The organism is Microbacterium sp. H83 (genome assembly GCF_001650405.1).
Taxonomy (GTDB): Bacteria; Actinomycetota; Actinomycetes; order Actinomycetales; family Microbacteriaceae; genus Microbacterium.
The window spans coordinates 80,016-97,324 of the sequence record NZ_LWCU01000045.1 but is presented as its reverse complement, the minus strand read 5'-3'; the positions used below and the strand labels follow the sequence as shown (position 1 = coordinate 97,324).

General features: G+C 71.8%; 15 protein-coding genes. 11 read left to right on the top strand and 4 right to left on the bottom strand.

Annotated elements, in window-relative coordinates:
• Position 1 precedes the first annotated feature (1 nt).
• A complete protein-coding gene (ccsB, locus tag A4X16_RS14450) occupies positions 2–991 on the top strand; it encodes a c-type cytochrome biogenesis protein CcsB (RefSeq protein WP_067121681.1) in 990 nt (329 codons plus the stop codon).
• A gap of 148 nt (positions 992–1,139) precedes the next feature.
• On the opposite strand, the gene A4X16_RS14445 is transcribed toward ccsB, so the two are convergent.
• From A4X16_RS14445 to A4X16_RS14435, 3 genes are all read right to left on the bottom strand, one after another.
• Entirely contained in the window at positions 1,140–1,724 is a 585-nt protein-coding gene (locus A4X16_RS14445) for a 2'-5' RNA ligase family protein (protein WP_231880381.1), read from the bottom strand.
• A 576-nt stretch (positions 1,725–2,300) separates the two neighbouring features.
• Positions 2,301–4,265 carry a YhgE/Pip family protein gene (locus A4X16_RS14440; protein WP_067121678.1) on the bottom strand — a complete coding sequence of 655 codons (1,965 nt, stop codon included), beginning with the start codon at positions 4,263–4,265 and terminating at the stop codon, positions 2,301–2,303.
• Positions 4,262–7,105: an efflux RND transporter permease subunit gene (locus tag A4X16_RS14435; protein ID WP_067121675.1), complete on the bottom strand. Its 2,844-nt coding sequence runs from the start codon at positions 7,103–7,105 to the stop codon at positions 4,262–4,264. Before A4X16_RS14435 ends, A4X16_RS14440 begins: the two co-directional genes overlap by 4 nt.
• A gap of 133 nt (positions 7,106–7,238) precedes the next feature.
• Here A4X16_RS14435 and A4X16_RS14430 point away from each other — a divergent pair, with 133 nt between their 5' ends.
• Positions 7,239–7,865 (top strand): TetR/AcrR family transcriptional regulator, encoded by a 627-nt coding sequence (locus tag A4X16_RS14430; protein ID WP_082914478.1) that lies wholly within the window; start codon positions 7,239–7,241, stop codon positions 7,863–7,865.
• Positions 7,866–8,074: 209 nt separating this feature from the next.
• On the opposite strand, the gene A4X16_RS14425 is transcribed toward A4X16_RS14430, so the two are convergent.
• Positions 8,075–9,052 (bottom strand): o-succinylbenzoate synthase, encoded by a 978-nt coding sequence (locus A4X16_RS14425; RefSeq protein ID WP_067121670.1) that lies wholly within the window; start codon positions 9,050–9,052, stop codon positions 8,075–8,077.
• A gap of 114 nt (positions 9,053–9,166) precedes the next feature.
• On the opposite strand from A4X16_RS14425, the gene A4X16_RS14420 reads away from it, so the two are divergent.
• The 9 genes from A4X16_RS14420 (at position 9,167) to A4X16_RS14380 (ending at position 17,275) form a co-directional block, all read left to right on the top strand.
• The gene (locus A4X16_RS14420) at positions 9,167–9,433 is read left to right on the top strand and encodes a hypothetical protein (protein ID WP_067121667.1); all 267 of its coding nucleotides are present in this window, start codon (positions 9,167–9,169) and stop codon (positions 9,431–9,433) included.
• Positions 9,430–10,341, top strand: coding sequence for a 1,4-dihydroxy-2-naphthoyl-CoA synthase (locus A4X16_RS14415; RefSeq protein ID WP_067121663.1), 912 nt, complete (start codon positions 9,430–9,432; stop codon positions 10,339–10,341). Before A4X16_RS14420 ends, A4X16_RS14415 begins: the two co-directional genes overlap by 4 nt.
• A gap of 15 nt (positions 10,342–10,356) precedes the next feature.
• A complete protein-coding gene (locus tag A4X16_RS14410; protein WP_067121660.1) occupies positions 10,357–11,505 on the top strand; it encodes an AMP-binding protein in 1,149 nt (382 codons plus the stop codon).
• Between the two features lie 29 nt (positions 11,506–11,534).
• A complete protein-coding gene (locus A4X16_RS14405; RefSeq protein WP_067121657.1) occupies positions 11,535–12,326 on the top strand; it encodes a class I SAM-dependent methyltransferase in 792 nt (263 codons plus the stop codon).
• Positions 12,327–12,385: 59 nt separating this feature from the next.
• Positions 12,386–13,546 (top strand): sensor histidine kinase, encoded by a 1,161-nt coding sequence (locus A4X16_RS14400; RefSeq protein WP_067121872.1) that lies wholly within the window; start codon positions 12,386–12,388, stop codon positions 13,544–13,546.
• A complete protein-coding gene (locus A4X16_RS14395) occupies positions 13,543–14,178 on the top strand; it encodes a response regulator (RefSeq protein ID WP_067121656.1) in 636 nt (211 codons plus the stop codon). The genes A4X16_RS14400 and A4X16_RS14395 overlap by 4 nt, the downstream gene beginning before the upstream one ends.
• A gap of 132 nt (positions 14,179–14,310) precedes the next feature.
• Positions 14,311–15,072: an ABC transporter ATP-binding protein gene (locus A4X16_RS14390; protein WP_067121654.1), complete on the top strand. Its 762-nt coding sequence runs from the start codon at positions 14,311–14,313 to the stop codon at positions 15,070–15,072.
• The gene (locus A4X16_RS14385) at positions 15,069–16,541 is read left to right on the top strand and encodes an ABC transporter permease (RefSeq protein WP_067121652.1); all 1,473 of its coding nucleotides are present in this window, start codon (positions 15,069–15,071) and stop codon (positions 16,539–16,541) included. Before A4X16_RS14390 ends, A4X16_RS14385 begins: the two co-directional genes overlap by 4 nt.
• A 77-nt stretch (positions 16,542–16,618) precedes the next feature.
• Positions 16,619–17,275, top strand: a complete 657-nt coding sequence (locus A4X16_RS14380; protein ID WP_067121649.1) for a 2-phosphosulfolactate phosphatase — start codon at positions 16,619–16,621, stop codon at positions 17,273–17,275.
• The last annotated feature ends 34 nt before the right edge of the window (positions 17,276–17,309 follow it).

Here is a 17,309-nt window from a genome sequence, read left to right as displayed (position 1 = left end):
CATGTTCGATCTCGAAGTGATCTCGCCGATCCTGCTCTGGACCGCGATCGCGATCTACGCGGCGGCCTTCGTGGCCTACGCCTTCGACCTCGCCCGTCGGTCGCAGCTGTCCGCCGACGCGCAGAGCGTGCGGGAGTTCGAGCTCGTCGGCGCCGGATCGGCCGCGAGAGGCGGCGCGGGCGCGAAGGGCGGCGGAACGGCATCCGGCAGCGCCCCCGCTCCGCAGCGATTCGTCATGGCGCGCATCGGCACGTCGCTCACGGTGCTGGCGTTCGTCTTCCACCTCGCGGCGACGCTGACCCGCGGCTTCGCGGCGGGGCGCGTGCCCTGGGCCAACCTCTACGAGTTCGCGATGACGGGCACGCTGCTCATCATCGCGGTGTTCCTCGCGGTGCTGGTGCGCATCGATCTGCGCTTCCTCGGCACCTTCATCACGGGGCTCGTGGTCGTGCTGCTCGGCCTCGCGGCGACGAACTTCTACGTCGAGGTCTCGCCGCTCATGGATCCGCTCAAGAGCGTCTGGCTGGTGATCCACGTGTTCGTGGCGTCGCTCGGCACCGCGTTCTTCGCGCTGGCCTTCGCGCTGTCGGTGATCCAGCTCATGCAGTCGCGACGCGAGCGCCTCATCTCGGAGGGCGCGGAGAAGACCGGTCCCGGATTCCTCCGCACGTTCCCCGGATCGGAGCGCCTGGAGAGCATGGCGTACCGGTTTACGATCATCGGCTTCATCCTGTGGACCTTCACGCTGATCGCCGGATCGGTCTGGGCGTACTACGCGTGGAGCCGTTTCTGGGGCTTCGACGTCAAGGAGACCTGGACCTTCGTGATCTGGGTGCTCTACGCCGGCTACATCCACGCGCGTGCGACCCGCGGCTGGCGCGGCAACCCCTCGGCGTGGCTGGCGATCGTCGGGTTCTCGGCCGTGATCTTCAACTTCACGATCGTCAACGTCTTCTTCAAGGGCCTGCACGCGTACTCCGGCCTGAGCTGAGTCGGTTCGTCCCCGTGGCGCGCCGTGGCGTGCCATCGCGGGCACGGCTTCGGATCTCGGATCGAACACGCCGCGCACCTCGCCAGGTGCGCGGCGTGTCGTGCGTCGGCTCCGAAACCGTGCCCGGCGAACGAGAGGATGCCGTGGCTCAGCCGCCGAGCGGGAAGACCTCCGCGTGCTCGATGCCGCCCTCGTACCAGACCAGCTCCGCCTCGGAGATCGTCTCCGAGGGGCGGACGGGGAGGTCGCGCACGGATGCCCGAGCGAGGGCAGCCCATCGGTCGGGTGCGAGGTCCGTGCCGTACACGATCGACAGGTGGAACGTCCACTCGTCGAGACTCAGCTCACCGAGTCTCCGGACGTCCGTGCGGTCCAACGCGGCGGTGAGGCTGGAGTACGCGTCGATGAGCGACGCACGGCGCGCGAGCCGCAGGATGACGATCTGCCAGGGAGAGGGGAAGACGTCGACCGCATCCACCGCGACGTCGATCGGAGGCTGACGGCCGGCCCACGAGCGGATCAGGTCACGCAGCTGCTCCCTCCGCTCCGGCTCGAAGAAGCCGCGGAGGGTGACGTGGCCCGTGTGCGGGTGCGGGACGCGGACGTGTCGGAGGGCGGCATCCTGCTCGACCTCGTACAGCTGGGCGACGGCGGCGGTAGGCCGCAGCACCAGATACTGCTGCCCGTCGAGTGAGGCGAGCTGCTCGGGGGTGTCCATGAACGGTCGACGCATGCCCCGATCGTACGAACCGCCCCGGCATCCCGTCGTCATGGAGCCCCGCACGCGTGTCATACGTCGGGCGCGGCTTCGGCATCCGGTCGTCATGGAGCCCCGCACGCGCGCATACGTCGGGCACAGCGTCGGCATCCGGTCGTCATGGAGCCCCGCAGGTGTGTCATACGTCGGGCGCGGCGTCGGCATCCGGTCGTCATGGAGCCCCGCAGGTGTGTCATACGTCGGGCACGGCCCCGGCATCCCGTCGTCATGGAGCCCCGCACGCGTGTCATACGCCGGGCACGGCTTCCGCATCCGGTCGTCATGGAGCCCCGCAGGTGTGTCATACGTCGGGCACGGCTTCGGATCTCGGACCCGACGCACCGAGGTATCGGATGCTTTGCCCGGCGCGTCGCTCGTCGGATCCGCAGCCGTGCCCGGGGAGACGCCGCACCGGGACGACAGCCGTGCCCGGGAGACGCCGCACGGGGCGCCAGCCGTACCGGGACGACAGCCGTCCCGGGGCGCCAGCCGTGCCGGAACACAGCCGTGCCCGGGACGACAGCCGTGCCTGGGACGACAGGGCGTGGCCGGTCAGGCGGCGGCCAGCGCGGCCTTGGCGGACGTCGTGCGACGGGCGGCGACGACGAGGGTCGTGGCGACGAGCGACAGGACGCCCCAGACCACCAGCGCGGCGACGGCTCCGCCGTTCCCGGCGATCAGACCGGCGAACGCGGGCGCGGTGGGCAGTGCGGCGCCGAGGTCGGACAGCCAGCCGGGAACCGTCGAGATCAGCCCTGTGGCGACGGAGAGCACGCCGATGAGCGCGCTGATCCACCGGCCGGTGCCGCCGAGCAGCGCGACCAGTGCCTGATTGACCGCGGCGAAGACGATGCCGGTCAGAACCGCGGTGCCGGCGAAAGCCCACCATGCGGCGGCGTCGTAGGCCGCCACGAACTGCACCACGATCGAGACGAGCAGCCCCTGGGCCGCGCCGACGATCGCCGCGGGCGCGAAGGATCGCAGTGCGAGCCCGGCGGACGATCGGCGCGACGTGAGCGTGCGGCTCGTGTAGGCGCGCATCACGAGGAACGACGCGAAGGCGCCGAACCACAGCACGGCCGCGGTGAGCAGCGGGATGGCGGTCGGGCCGAAGATGGTGCTGCCGTCCGCCCCCTCGGACGCGACGGGATCGGCGATCACCGACGCGAGGTCGGTGGACTCCGAGTCGGTGAATGAGGGGAGGGACTCGGATGCCGTGCGCAGTCCGCCCGCCAGGTCGCCGGTGCCGGTCGCGAGGGTGTCGAGTCCGGTGGCCAGTTCCGAGGTGCCGGTGGCGAGCTGCGTCGCGCCGTCGGACAGCTGCCCCGCACCGGTCGACAGGGCGCGGGCCCCCGACGCCGAGGCCGCCAGGCCGTCGGTCGCGAGCTGGTTGAGGCCGTCGGCGAGTGTCGTGGCGGCGGCGCCCGCCTGACCGGTCTGCGTCGCGAGGGTCGAGAACGCGCCGGGGAGGGTCGCGACCTGGGGCGCCACGGCCGTGAGGTACCCCGACGCCGTGCCCGCCGACGTCGCGGCGGTGGCCGCATCCGCCGCGGCGGACGCCAGCTGCGCACAGAGATCGCCCGATGCCGCGGGGTCGCAGTCTGCCGCGAGACCGCCGAGCGTCCGGACGAGCGCGGCGGTCTGAGCCGCCGCATCCGTCGCGGATCCCGACGCGGTCTGCACCGCTCCGACGAGCCGCGTCATGCCGTCGGCGCTCTTCTGCAGCTCGACGGCTCCGTTCGTCAGGCCCTGTCCGATCTGCGACGCCCCGGCTGCCGCCTCGCGCGTCTTTCCGGTGAGGGTGTCGAGACCCGATGCGAGGGACGACGCGCCCTCGCCCAGCCCGTCGGCGCCCGACGCGAGCTGCGTGGCTCCCTCCGGGATCTCGGCCGCCCCGGTCGCGGCATCGCGGGCACCCGTGGCGAGCTGGGCCGCTCCGTCGGCCGCCTCCCCGATCTGATCGCCGATCGTCGTGAAGCCGACGAGCACGTTCTCCAGCGTCGCCTCCGAGAGCATGGTCCCGAGGCTCGAGGCTGCGACGTTCGCGATCTGGCTCGTGATCAGGTCGTCGGCCACGAGGCCGTCGTCGGGTGTGGTCACCTCGATGGTCGCCCTCTCCGGCGTGCCTCCGCCGTCGGCGATCGTCTGCCCTGCCGACGTCGCCGCGGCCGAGAAGTCCTCCGGGATCGTGATCACGGCCTGGTACGAGCCGTCCGCGAGTCCGTCCTTCGCGTCGTCCTCGTTCGAGATCACCCACGTGAGGTTGGAGTCGAGCTCGTCCGAGCCCTCCACGAGCCCGGCGGCGAGCTGACGTCCGAGGGGAGTGACCTGGCCGTCGATCTCGACGGGCTCGTCGAGGTTGACGATCGCCGCGGTCATCGACTCCAGGCGCTCGGTCGGGTCGTTCAGCGATGCCACGAGGATGCCGCCGACCGCGGCGGGCAGCAGCAGGATGCCGAGGATGGTCAGCCAGGTGACGGGCTTGCGCGAGCGGGCGCGCTCGATGGGCAGGGTCATGCGTGCACCTCGGTCGATTCGGTGGGTTCGTCTTCTCGTCGGGTGCCGTCGGCGCTGTCGGCGACAGTCACGTCGGCGCTGAGGTCGACGATCCGGTCGGCGGAGCGTCCGGCATCCGCGAGGAGGTCGAGTGCCGTCTGCGGTGCGAGCGCCGTGAGCACGACCGCGGTGGAGGCCGCGTCGCGGAGGCGGGCGGCCAGCTGGTCGCGCTCGGCGGGGGAGAGTCGATCGACGCCGTCGACGACCACGAGGGCGGGGGTGCCGCGCAACGACTCGGACAGTGCGGATGCCGTGTCGTCGGCATCCGTCGCGATCACGGCGCCCACATGCGCGCGCACCCAGGCGGCGCGTCCCGGCAGCAGGTGCCCGGCCACTCGCAGTCGACCGCCGTCGGGACTCACGCGTCCGGCGATCGCGAGAGCGAGCGCACGGTGCGCGCCGGCCGAGGAGCCGGTGACGACCGCGGCGCCGCCGGGCGCGACGCGCAGGCGCAGGCCGTGGATGCCGGCATCCGCGATCGCGAGGTCGTCCGCGGCGACGACCGAGTCGTCGCCCGGCCAGTCGGCCAGGTGCCGCTCACGCTCGACCGCTTCGCCTTCGATGTCGACGCGCGGGAGCACCCGTTCGAGCCAGGCCGGGATCTCCCAGGCGCGCTCGCCGAGGATCGCCATCAGCGCGGGGATCAGCGTCATGCGCACGAGGAAGGCGTCGATCGCGATGCCGGCGGCGAGACCGAGCGCGATCGGCTTGAGGGAGGAGTCGCCTTCGGGAACGAAGGCGACGAACACCGCGAACATGATGAGCCCCGCGGCGGTGACGACCTTCGCGGAGCCGGAGAACCCGCTGCGCACCGCGCGGAGAGCGGCCGCCCGCCGGACGGTCCGGTCGGAACTCCGGGCGTCCAGGTCGTGGACGAAGTCCTCGCGCATCCGCGAGACGAGGAACACCTGGTAGTCCATCGCGAGCCCGAACAGCACGCCCATGAGGATGATCGGCATGAAGCTGATGATCGGTCCCACCTTGGCGACGTGGAGGAGATCGGCGAACCAGCCCCACTCGAACACGGCACCCACGACGCCGAAGCCGGCGACGATCGAGAGCAGGTAGCCCGCCGCAGCGGTGATCGGCACCCAGATCGAGCGGAAGACGATGGTCAGGAGGATGAGCGAGAGCCCGATGACGAAGACGCCGAACGGCAGCAGCGCCTTGCCGAGCTGATCGGAGATGTCGATGCCCACGGCGGTGAAGCCGGTGACCTTGAGGTCTATCCCGAACTCGTCGAGCCACTCGTCGTGTTGGGCGCGCAGCTCGCGCACGAGGTCGGCCGTCGCCGGGTCGTCCGGCGCCGTCTCGGGGACGATCTGCACGATGCCCGTGTCGGCCGTCTCGTTCGGGGTCGCGAGCGCGACCTCCTTCACCCCGTCGATGTCGGCCACCGCATCGCCGAGGTCCTCCATGAGGGTCAGCGGGTCGGTGGAGGTGACGATGGTGCCCGTGAGGATGAGCGGGCCGTTGAAGCCGGGGCCGAATTCCTGCCCGACGAGGTCGTACGTCTGCCGCGCCTCGGAGTCCTTCGGCAGAACGCCCGCGTTGGGCAGCGCCAGGTTCAGGCTCAGCGCCGGGATCGCGACGACGCCCAGGCCGACGACGACGGCGAGCGACACCAGCACCGGCCGCCGCGTGACGCCGTTCACCCAGCGGTTGCCGCTGCGGCGCGTCGCTGTCGCCGTCTCCGGCTCGGCCCCCGCATCGACGCCGTCGGCATCCTTCGCCGGGCGTCCCGTCCGCGTGCGCCTCGACAGCAGCGGTCGGGTGCGTCCGACGACGCGACCCTTCATGAAGCCGAGCAGCGCGGGGGTGAGGGTCACGGCGATGGCGACGGCGATCGCGACGGCGACGGATGCGGCGATGCCCATCGTCGTGAGGAACGGGATGCCGGCGAAGCCGAGGCCGATCAGCGCGATCAGCACCGTGACCCCGGCGAACACCACGGCGGAGCCGGCGGTGCCGACGGCGCGGGAGGCGGACTCCTCCGGCGCGACGCCGTCGCGGACCTGATCCTGATGCCGCGCCATGATGAACAGCGCGTAGTCGATGCCGACGGCGAGGCCGAGCATGAGGGCGAGCAGGGGCGTCGTGGACGAGACGGTCGCGAAGGCCGTCGCGGCGAAGATGCCCGCCATCGAGATGCCGACGCCCAGGACGGCGGTCAGGAGCGGGAGCCCGGCGACGACGAACGACCGGAACGTCACGACGAGCACGAGCAGTGCGATGAGGAGGCCGACCGCCTCGGTCAGGGTCACGCCGGGGATCGACGTCGCGAACAGCTCGCCGCCGAGCGAGGTCTGCGCGCCCGCGGGGAGCTGCTCGGCGAGGTCGGCGACGACCGCGCGGAGGTCGTCGCGGGTCTCCTCCGGGACATCGGTCGACTGTCCGTCGAACTGCAGCCGGACGATCCCCGCGGTCTCGTCCTCGTTGATCATGCCGCTCACCATCTCGTCGAACGGCGACGTCGCCGAGACCACCGAGTCGTCGAGGTCCGCGAGCTCCCCGACGGCGTCCTCGATGGGGTCGCGGTAGTCGTCATCGGAGAGGGAGTCTCCGTCGGCGGCGACCACGATGATCTGCGCACTCGTGCCGCTCACCTGGGGGAACGAGCGGCCCAGCTGCTCGAGGCCCGCCTGGGACTCCGTTCCCGGGATCGAGAACGAGTTGTCCGTGCCGGCGCCGAGGACGAGTGCCCCGGCCCCGGCGATGCCGAGGGCGAGGAGCCAGGAGACGAGGACGCGCCAGGGGTGCCGGTACGACCAGCGACCGAGCGACGACAGGAGTGTGGACACGGGGCTCCTCGGAGGATGTGGTGTGGATACACAGGTGTATCCGATACATAGTTGTATCGTAGAGCGATCCCCGAGAGCGAGTCTGTGTGCGGGGTGTGAATTGATAGGCTCAGGAGCTCGGAAGGGGAGATCGATGACGACCACGCCCGTGACCCGCAGCCGGGAGAACACCCGAGCGCGACTGCTCGATGCCGCAGCGCAGGTCTTCGCAGAGGTCGGTCTCGACGGCGCATCCGTGGAGGCCGTGTGCGAGCGCGCGGGGTTCACGCGCGGTGCCTTCTACTCCAACTTCGAATCCAAGGACGAGCTCTTCCTCATGCTCGCCGGGAGCGTCGCGGAGCAGCGCGTGCGCGCCGTGCGCACCCGGGTCGATGAGATCGCCGCGGCCGGAGGCCTCTCGGAGGGATGCGATCCGATCGAGCTGGTGCAGGACATCATGGATGCCGGCGGCGATGACCGCCTCGGCGTGATGCTCATGAGCGAGATCCGCATCCGCGCCCTGCGTGACGAGCAGTTCGGAGCGGCGTACCTCGCGCAGGAGCGGGAGATGGTCACGAGCATCGCGACGATCATCACGGACATCGTGACGGTGAGCGCGCTCGAGCTGCGTGTTCCCGCGGAGGCGGCCGCGCGTGTGCTCATGATCATCTGGGAGGGCATGACCGTGCGCGGCGCGATGGCGGGCCAGGATGCCGAGCAGCTCCGACAGTCCGGGAGCGAGGAGCTCGGCCGGCTCGTGCAGCTGCTCCTCGCGGAGTAGTCGGCTCACACCGCCGTCGGCTCACACCGCCGTCGGCTCATACCGCCGCCGTCTCCCGCCGTAGTCGGCTCACACCGCCGTCGGCTCGTGGCCGCCGCCGTCTCACACCGCCGCCGTCTCCCGCCGTCTGCAGGCCGAGATGCCATCTGCATGCCGGAACGGCGCGTTTCGGCATGCAGACGGAACATCGGCATGCGGACGAGATCGACTCAGCGCGCGGCGAGCACCTCATGGCAGCGGGTGAGCCGAGCGAGCCACCAGTCGCGTCGGTCGACGGATGCCGACAGGCGGTCGAGAGCCGCGCCGTCCGGTGCCGCTCGGTCGACGGGGATCCACCCGTCGACGGGACGCCTGTCCGCGACGTCGTCCTGGAAGAGCGACGCCGTGCCGAGGCCGCAGTCGTAGTCGAGGGTCGGCAGTGCCGCCGCGAGCGCCGCGCCCTGCGACAGCCCGATCGCCGTGTCGAGCGCGCTCGAGACCACGACCGGGAGTCCGGCCGCGGTGACGAGCTGCAGGGCGTGCGTGATGCCGCCGAGCGGCTGCGCCTTGACGACCAGGAGATCCGCGGCCTTCTCGCGCGCCACGGCGAGCGGGTCGGACGACTTGCGGATGCTCTCGTCGGCCGCGACCGGGATGCCCATGTACTTCACGCGGGAGCGCAGCTCCGCGAGCTCGGGCACCGTGGCGCACGGCTGCTCGACGTATTCGAGGTCGAACTCGGACAGCGCATGCACCGCGTGCTCGGCCTCGTCGACGTTCCACAGCCCGTTCGCGTCCACGCGGATGCGACCTTCCGGGCCCATCGCCTCGCGCACCGCGCGGACGCGGGCGACGTCCTCGGCGAGGGTCTGCCCGGGCTCCGCCACCTTGACCTTCGCCGTACGGCAGCCGGCGAATCTCGCCAGCAGCGTGGGCACGCGCTCGGCGCCGATCGCCGGGACGGTGGCGTTGACCCCGATCCGGTCGCGCAGCGGCGCCGGCTGAGGGCGCCAGGCGAAATCGATCGCCGCGGCGAGCCAGGTCGCGGCCTCGGCATCCGCGTACTCCGCGAACGGGGAGAACTCGGCCCACCCCTCCGGCCCCTCGAATAGCAGCGCTTCGCGGGTGTCGACGCCGCGGAAGCGCGTGTGCAGGGGGAGGGCGACGACACGAGCCGAGTCGATCAGGTCTGCGAGCGGCGGGATCATGTGCCCATTCTGCTCGCTCGGGCGTCAGCGCCCGCCAGAACCGCAGGAGGATCGACCCATTCGGACTCTCGACACGCACCTGCGGGAGCCGCTCCGCGGCACGATCGTGCTCGCATGTCAGCGGCTGCTGCGCACGACGTGCCGCGACCCGCAGACTCTGCCGTGCCCGCGTGCGCGTTCGGCGGCGTGCTGCTCGGCCAGCTGATCGCTGGAGCCTCGACCGGCGAGGCGGTCGGCTCCGCGGTCGTCGCGGCGCTCGGGTCGATCGTCCACGTGGGGTTCTGGGTGACGGTCGGCGCCGTCGCAGGCTTCTGCCCGATCGTCTTCCCCGTCTGCGCCCTCTTCGCGCGCCGCCTGCGAGGAATAGGCTGGATGCCGTGACCAGCGCATTCGTCTCCGACCTGTTCGATCCCGAGGAGTGGGTGCTCGCGCCCGGTGCGGAGGACTACACCGACATCACCGCGCACGTCACGCATGACGGGGGAGTCGCCCGCATCGCGTTCGATCGACCGGAGGTGCGCAACGCCTTCCGCCCCCACACGGTCGACGAGCTGTACCGCGCGCTCGACATCGCGCGCCAGGACTCGCGGATCGGCGCCGTGCTGCTCACCGGCAACGGACCCAGCCCGAAGGACGGCGGCTGGGCGTTCTGCTCGGGCGGCGACCAGCGCATCCGCGGACGGGACGGCTACAAGTACTCGGACGACGAGACGACCGTGCACGATCCGGCGCGCGCCGGCCGCCTGCACATCCTCGAGGTGCAGCGACTCATCCGCTTCATGCCCAAGGTCGTCATCGCGGTGGTCCCGGGGTGGGCCGCGGGCGGCGGGCACTCGCTGCACGTCGTGTGCGACCTCACGATCGCGTCGTCCGAGGAGGCGCGGTTCAAGCAGACCGATGCCGACGTCGGGAGCTTCGACGCCGGGTACGGCTCCGCGTACATGGCGAGGCAGACCGGTCAGAAGTTCGCGCGCGAGGTGTTCTTCCTCGCCGAGGAGTACTCCGCGCAGCGCGCCTACGAGGCCGGCGCCGTCAACCGCGTCGTGCCGCACGCGGATCTCGAGCGCGAGGCTCTGAGCATGGCCCGCACGGTGCTCACGAAGTCGCCGACGGCCATCCGGATGCTGAAGTTCGCGTTCAACGCGGTCGATGACGGACTCGTCGGCCAGCAGGTGTTCGCGGGCGAGGCGACGCGACTCGCATACGGCACCGACGAGGCCGTTGAGGGCCGCGACTCGTTCCTCGAGAAGCGCGACCCGGACTGGTCCCCCTTCCCCTGGCACTACTGAGCGAACGGAACGCCGATGGTCGCGCTGATCCCGACGGACGCCGAAGACCCGGCGCTGCTGCGCGAGGCGCTGGTCCGGGCGCTCGACGGCGGACCCGCGCTGGGCTTCGGGATGCTCGGAGACGCCCCCGACCGCGTCTCCAGGGGCACGGCGGTGGTCATCGCCACCTCGGGGTCGAGCGGCATCCCGAAGCGGGTGGCGCTGAGCGGAGAGGCGCTGCGCGCGAGCGCCGAGGCGACCGCCGCCCGCATCGGGAGCGGTCGATGGCTGCTGGCGCTCCCCGCGGGCTACGTGGCCGGACTCCAGGTGGTGGTGCGGTCGATCGTGGCGGGGACGCAGCCGGTGGCGCTCGACGGTCGCTTCTCGCCGATGTCCTTCGCCGAGGCGACCCTCTCGATGGGACGGCCGTCACGGGCCGCCGAGGACCTCTACACGTCGCTGGTCCCCGCGCAGCTCGCGACGCTGCTCGATGCGTCCGGCGACCGCGCCGTGCTGGCTGCGCTCCGGGCATACCGGGCCATCCTCGTCGGCGGCCAGGCGCTGCCGCAGCCGCTCCGTGAGCGGGCGGACGCCCTCGGGGTGCGGCTGGTGCGCACGTACGGGTCCACCGAGACGAGCGGCGGCTGCGTCTACGACGGCATCCCGCTCGACTCGGTCGGGGTGCGCGCGGTCGCCGGCGAGCTGCGGATCGCGGGGCCGATGCTCGCGGACGGGTATCTGGGCGACGGCGAGCTCACGGCACGCATGTTCTCGCACGACGAGCACGGCATCCGCTGGTATCACACCGGTGACCTCGGCCTGGTCGACGAGGGAGTGGTGCGGGTGCACGGGCGCGCGGACAACGTGATCGTCTCGGGCGGCATCAACATCTCCCTCGACCGGGTCGAAGGCATCGTGCGCCGCATCCCCGGTCTCACCTCGGCGGTCGTCGTCGGCGTCGACGACGAGCGGTGGGGGGAGGCGTCGGTCATCGTCGCTCCGCGCGGCGAAGCGCTGCGACGCAGCGAATCCGACCAGCTGGCGCACGCACGCGACCTCGTGGCCGAGGAGCTCGGCAGGCACGCCCGACCGGTGCGGCTCGTGATGGTCGACCGGCTCGATGTGCTGTCGTCGGGCAAGCCCGACCGCGAGGCGATCCGTCGGGCTGTCGCCGAGCTCCGCTGAGGAGCCGAGCGCGCCTGCCACACTGGAGCATGGCCACGTACACGCACGGACATCACGAGTCCGTCCTCCGCTCCCACAGCGTCCGCGACATCGCGAACTCCGCGGCGTACCTCCGTCCGCACCTCGCCCCCGAAGTGAGGCTCCTCGACGTGGGCGCGGGCCCGGGAAGCATCACGATGGACTTCGCCGCTGCCGTCGCCCGCGTGACCGCGACCGAGATCGACGAGGGGGCGCTGTCGCTGTCGCGCGACCTGGCCGAGAGGCGAGGGGTGACGAACGTCGACTTCGCCGTCGAGGACGTGCACGCGCTGAGCTTTGACGACGACAGCTTCGACGTCGTGCACGCGCATCAGGTGCTGCAGCACGTCGGCGACCCCGTGCAGGCGCTGCGCGAGATGCGTCGCGTGACGGTCGCGGGCGGGATCGTGGCGGCGCGGGACGCGGACTACGCGGGGTTCATCTGGTTCCCGGTGCTCCCGGAGCTCGACCGATGGCTCGACCTGTACCGGCGCGCCGCGCGGGCGAACGGCGGAGAGCCCGATGCAGGGAGGCGCCTGCTCGCCTGGGCCCGCGCGGCGGGCTTCGAGGACGTCACGGCGACGGCCTCCACCTGGTGCTACGCGACCCCGGAGGAGCGCTCCTGGTGGGGCGGCATGTGGGCGGACCGCATCCTCGAATCGGCGCTCGCGAGGCAGCTGGTCGACGACGGCTCCGCCTCTGCGGACGACCTCCGGGGGATCAGCGACGCCTGGAAGAGGTGGGCGGATGCCGGCGACGGCTGGTTCCTGGTGCCGCACGGCGAGATCCTCGCGCGTGCCTGACGGCGAGTACATCTCCAGGCGGATGCGGGCCGCTCGCCGAGCCGCGTAGCGTGGAGCGGGTGATCCGCCCGCTCTCCCGCACGGCGCTCGTGCTCGACATCGTCGGGGCGACGCTGCTCTTCCTCATCTTCACGCCGCTCTCGGTCGTCTTCTACGGTCCGGCGACGACCGGCGTCGCGGTCGTCGCCATGGTGGTCGCCAGCATCCTGATGTTCGGCGGTGTCGCCGTCGGGCGCCTCGCGCCCGGTCTCGCGCTCGGAGCCGCCTGGACCGGCGCGATCGTGCAGATGCTCGCCGGATTCGCTCCGCTGCCGATCGACCTCGCCATCCTCCTCGTGCTCTACGCGACGTCCGCCTGGGGCTCCCGCACCGTGCTGTGGTGGGGATTCGGGTCCGCGCTGTTCGGCGGCCTCGTCGCGGCGGTCTACATCGTCGTGGTCAACGGCATCGCCTCCGGCGCGACGAGCGGCTGGGACCAGCTGACGACGGGAACGCTGCTGCTCGTCCTGTCGATCCTCGCCCTCGGGTTCGCGTGGGTGTGCGGTCTGCTGTGGCGCGTGGTGCTGCGCGGGCGGAGCACGCGCGCCGCCCAGCTGCAGGCGGAGTCCCTCGCCGCCGAGGAGCAGGAGCGCGTGCGGATCGCGCGCGACATGCACGACATCGTCGCCCACTCCCTCGCGGTCGTGATCGCGCAGGCCGACGGCGCGCGGTACGCCGCCGCGGCGAAGCCCGAGATGGCGACGGAAGCCCTCGGCACGATCGCGCAGACCGCGCGCGGCGCGCTGAGCGACGTCCGCCTGCTCCTCACGCAGCTGCGCCATCGCCAGGGCGACGGCCCCCAGCCGACGCTGGCCGACCTCGAGGCGCTGTTCGCCCAGGTGCGGCAGGCCGGCGTCGAGCCGCGCATCACGGTGGACCCGACCCCTCCCGGGGAGCCGCCGGGAGCCATCCAGCTCGCGGTGTACCGGATCCTGCAGGAGGCGCTGACGAACGCCATCCGGCACGGCGACGGCTCGGTCGACGTGCACCTGGCGTGGTTCCCCGAGCGTGTGGATCTGCAGGTGCGCAACATCGCCGGAGTCCAACCGTCGCAGGGCGGCGGACACGGCGTCATCGGCATGCGCGAGCGCGCGCAGCTCGTCGGCGGTAGCCTGCAGGCGGAGCGCGAGGGCACGCAGTTCGTCGTCCGCGCGTCGCTGCCTATCGGAGGAACCGCATGATCAGGGTCGTGCTCGTCGACGACCAGGCGCTGTTCCGCGCCGGGATCCGCATGCTGGTGGCGTCGCAGCCCGACCTCGACGTCGTCGGAGAGGCGGGCGACGGACGCGAGGCCATCGACCTGGTCCGATCGACGCGACCGGACGTCGTGCTCATGGACATCCGGATGCCGGTGATGGACGGTCTCACGGCCACGGCCGAGATCCTCGCCCAGCCGGATCCGCCGCGGATCGTGATGCTCACGACGTTCGATCTCGATGAGGCCGCGGCCAGGGCGATCCGTCAGGGAGCGAGCGGATTCCTGCTGAAGGACGCCGATCCGGAGTTCCTGCTCGCCGCCATCCGCACGGTGCATGCCGGCTCGAGCGTGATCGCGGCCTCCGCCACACGGGAGCTCTTCCAGCACTTCGCGGAGGCGCCGAAGCCCGTGCCCGCGCAGTTCGCGGCGCTCACCGACCGGGAACGGGAGATCTTCGCGCTCGCCGCGCGCGGACTCTCGAACTCCGAGATCGCGGCACGGGAGTACCTCAGCGAGGCAACCGTGAAGACGCACATCAGCCGGATCCTCACCAAGCTCGCGCTTCGCGACCGGGTGCAGCTCGTCGTGTTCGCGTTCGAGCACGGTCTCGCCTGAGCATCCGCGTCCGCGTCCGCGTCCGCGTCCGCATCGGCGACGGCGCCCTCGCGGGGGATCATCCTCGCGATGTACGCGGATGCGCCGTCAGGCCGACGCGGTGCGACCGCGGCCGGTCATAGCGTCAGAAGCATGGAGATCACGACCACCGACCTCGGCCTCGCGGCACGGGTCCAGCACCTCACGAAGACCTACGGCGCCGGCGAGGGCACCGTCCACGCGCTCGATGACGTGAGCGTCGGGATCCGACGCGGCCAGTTCACGGCGATCATGGGACCGTCCGGTTCCGGCAAGTCCACGCTCATGCACATCATGGCCGGACTCGACGCCCCGTCGCAGGGTCGCGCATGGATCGGCGACACCGAGATCACGGGACTCGCCGACCTCGACCTCACGATCCTGCGTCGACGCCGTGTGGGCTTCATCTTCCAGGCGTTCAACCTCGTGCCGACCCTCACCGCGCTCGGCAACATCATGCTGCCGTTCGAGCTCGACGGACGCCGTCCGAGCGCGCTCGAGAAGGCTCGCATCGACGGACTCGTCGACACTCTCGGGCTGGGCGCACGTCTGCAGCACCGCCCGCATCAGCTGTCGGGCGGACAGCAGCAGCGCGTCGCCATCGCTCGGGCGCTCGCCACCGCTCCGGATCTCGTGTTCGCGGACGAGCCGACGGGCAACCTCGACTCGCGAACAGGCCGTGAGGTGCTGCAGCTGCTGGCGACCGCCAGTCGCGAGCACGGTCAGTCGATCGCCATGGTGACGCACGACGCGATCGCGGCGAGCCATGCCGACCGCGTGCTCTTCCTCGGCGACGGCCGCATCGTCGCCGACCACCCGCGGCAGAGCGCCGAGGAGATCTCGGCGTACATGCTCGCCGCCGAGGTCGCGGCGTGACCGCGACGGCGCAGCCCGTCACGAGTGCGACCGTGCCGCAGACCGCGGCGACCGGCTCGCGTCTGGCGTGGCTGCGAGACCGCGGCATGGGGGCCAGCATCCTGGTCGCAGCTCTGTCGGCCGCCTTCGGCGTGGTGCTCGTCGAGACCACGGCATACCTCGGAGCCGTGCTGCAGGCCGACCCGTTCATCGGCGACAGCGAGACCCTCGCCTTCGTCGTCGGCATCCTGTCGGTGCTGCTCACCGCGGTCGCCATGTACGTCGCCGCGATCGTCACGGCCAACACCTTCTCGACGATCATCGCCGGCCGCACCCGTCAGATCGCACTGCTGCGCCTGATCGGCGCGACCTCGCGTGCGCAGCGGGCGGAGGTCGGCCGGCAGGGGCTCGTGGTCGGCGTCATCGGCGCCGCGCTCGGGACGCTGGCGGGCCTGGGGGTGTCGGCGGTGGGCGTCCAGGTCGGATCCGGCCTCATCGCCGCCCAGCCGGACGGGTTCTCGCTCGCCCAGCCGATGATCCTGCTGCCCGCGATCGGAGTGGCGCTGACGACGTGGGTCGCCGCATGGGCGGGATCCCGCCGCGTCCTCTCGGTCACCCCGCTGCAGGCCATCGGAGGGTCGGTCGAGCGCACGCACGACGAGGTCTCGCAGACCCGTCGCCACATCGGCGCCTGGGTGCTCCTCGTGGGCGGCGCGCTGCTGCTGGCCGCCGGAGTCGTCCTCGGGCTCGTGCACCCGCTCGGCGTCGTGGTCGCCTTCTTCGGCGGGCTCCTGTCCTTCACCGGGCTCGCGCTGGGGTCCGTGCTCTTCATGCCGCCGGTGCTGCGGCTGGTGGGACGCATGTTCGGAACGAGCGCGACCGCGCGCCTGGCCGCGGAGAACGCCCTGCGGTATCCCGAGCGGTCCTCGCGCATGGCGATCGGCGTGGTCATGGGGGTCACGCTCGTGACGATGTTCGCCGTCGCGCTGGAGTCGGTGAAGCAGATGCTCATCGGACAGCAGGGCGGCGACGTGCCCGCGGAGTTCTTCACCCCCTTCGACGCGTTCGCGGGCGTCATGATGGTGCTCGTCGCGGTGTCGGCGGTCATCGCCGCCGTCGGACTCGTGAACCTCCTGACGATCGGCGTCGTGCAGCGTCGACGCGAGCTCGGACTCCTGCGCTCGATCGGCCTGTCGAACCTCCAGGTGCGCCGGATGGTGCTCCTGGAGGCCACGCACATCACGGTCGCGGCCACGCTGACCGGTCTCGTCCTGGGCGTGGTCTACGGCTGGATCGCCGCCCAGTCGCTGCTCGGCTCGACGCCGACCCTGCCCGACTTCGAACCAGCGGGCCTCGTGGCGCCGCACGTGCCCTGGCTGCCGGTCGCGATCATCGTCGCCGCCACGGCGCTGCTGACGCTGGTCGCGGCCGCGGCGCCGACGCGACTCGCGACCCGGGTCGCGCCCGTCGAGGCGCTGGCGGCGGACTGACCGGAGACAGCGGTGCCCCGTCGACACATTCCGTCGACGGGGCACTCGCGCGTCCGGCCCCGCCCTAGGCTGAGAGGATGCCGTCTCCGTTCGACCAGTCCACGTATCAGGTGCGCTTCGACTGGGGGGTCGACGGTCTTTCACGTCTCGCTCCCGCCGACGTCGTCGTGGTCGTCGACGTCCTGCGCTTCTCCTCGACGGTCGCGGATGCGGTCGCGGCGGGGACGACGGTGGCTCTGGCGGATGCCGTCGAGTGGTCGCGCAACGGCGCGGCGGCGGCGGTCGCGGCGGGTGGGACGCCCGTTCTGCTCGGCGGTCTGCGCAACGCCTCGGCGGTGGCGCGTGCGGTCGCCGCCCTCCAGGAGCGCCGGCAGGCTCGCACGTCGGTCGCCGTCATCGCCGCAGGCGAGGTCGACGCGGAGGGCGTGCTGCGATTCGCGGTCGAGGACCAGCTCGGGGCCGGGGCGATCATCGCCGCCCTCACCGATCTGGGCATCGACCACACAGCGCCGGATGCGGCCGTCGCCGCGGAGGGATTCCGAGCGCTCCGCCGAGCGCTGCGTCACATGATCAGCGCGAGCGGCTCCGCACGCGAGATCCTCGACGGCGTCGCGGCGACCGACCGCATGAGCGCGTCGGGGCTCGAGCCGACCTCCGTCGCCGAGGCCGCCGAGCTCGATGCCCTCACCGTGGTTCCCGTGCTGCAGGACGGTGTGTTCGTCGCGTTCGAGTGATCGCCGCGCGGTCGCGGACAGGCCGGGCGCGGGC

Coding starts and splice junctions, on each gene's coding strand:
- A4X16_RS14395 (WP_067121656.1), top strand. CDS start 13,543: ATGATCAGGGTCGTGCTCGTCGACGACCAGGCGCTGTTCCGCGCCGGG.
- A4X16_RS14430 (WP_082914478.1), top strand. CDS start 7,239: ATGACGACCACGCCCGTGACCCGCAGCCGGGAGAACACCCGAGCGCGA.
- A4X16_RS14420 (WP_067121667.1), top strand. CDS start 9,167: ATGTCAGCGGCTGCTGCGCACGACGTGCCGCGACCCGCAGACTCTGCC.
- A4X16_RS14440 (WP_067121678.1), bottom strand. CDS start 4,265: ATGACCCTGCCCATCGAGCGCGCCCGCTCGCGCAAGCCCGTCACCTGG.
- A4X16_RS14380 (WP_067121649.1), top strand. CDS start 16,619: ATGCCGTCTCCGTTCGACCAGTCCACGTATCAGGTGCGCTTCGACTGG.
- A4X16_RS14425 (WP_067121670.1), bottom strand. CDS start 9,052: ATGATCCCGCCGCTCGCAGACCTGATCGACTCGGCTCGTGTCGTCGCC.
- A4X16_RS14390 (WP_067121654.1), top strand. CDS start 14,311: ATGGAGATCACGACCACCGACCTCGGCCTCGCGGCACGGGTCCAGCAC.
- A4X16_RS14410 (WP_067121660.1), top strand. CDS start 10,357: ATGGTCGCGCTGATCCCGACGGACGCCGAAGACCCGGCGCTGCTGCGC.
- A4X16_RS14405 (WP_067121657.1), top strand. CDS start 11,535: ATGGCCACGTACACGCACGGACATCACGAGTCCGTCCTCCGCTCCCAC.
- A4X16_RS14445 (WP_231880381.1), bottom strand. CDS start 1,724: ATGCGTCGACCGTTCATGGACACCCCCGAGCAGCTCGCCTCACTCGAC.
- ccsB (WP_067121681.1), top strand. CDS start 2: ATGTTCGATCTCGAAGTGATCTCGCCGATCCTGCTCTGGACCGCGATC.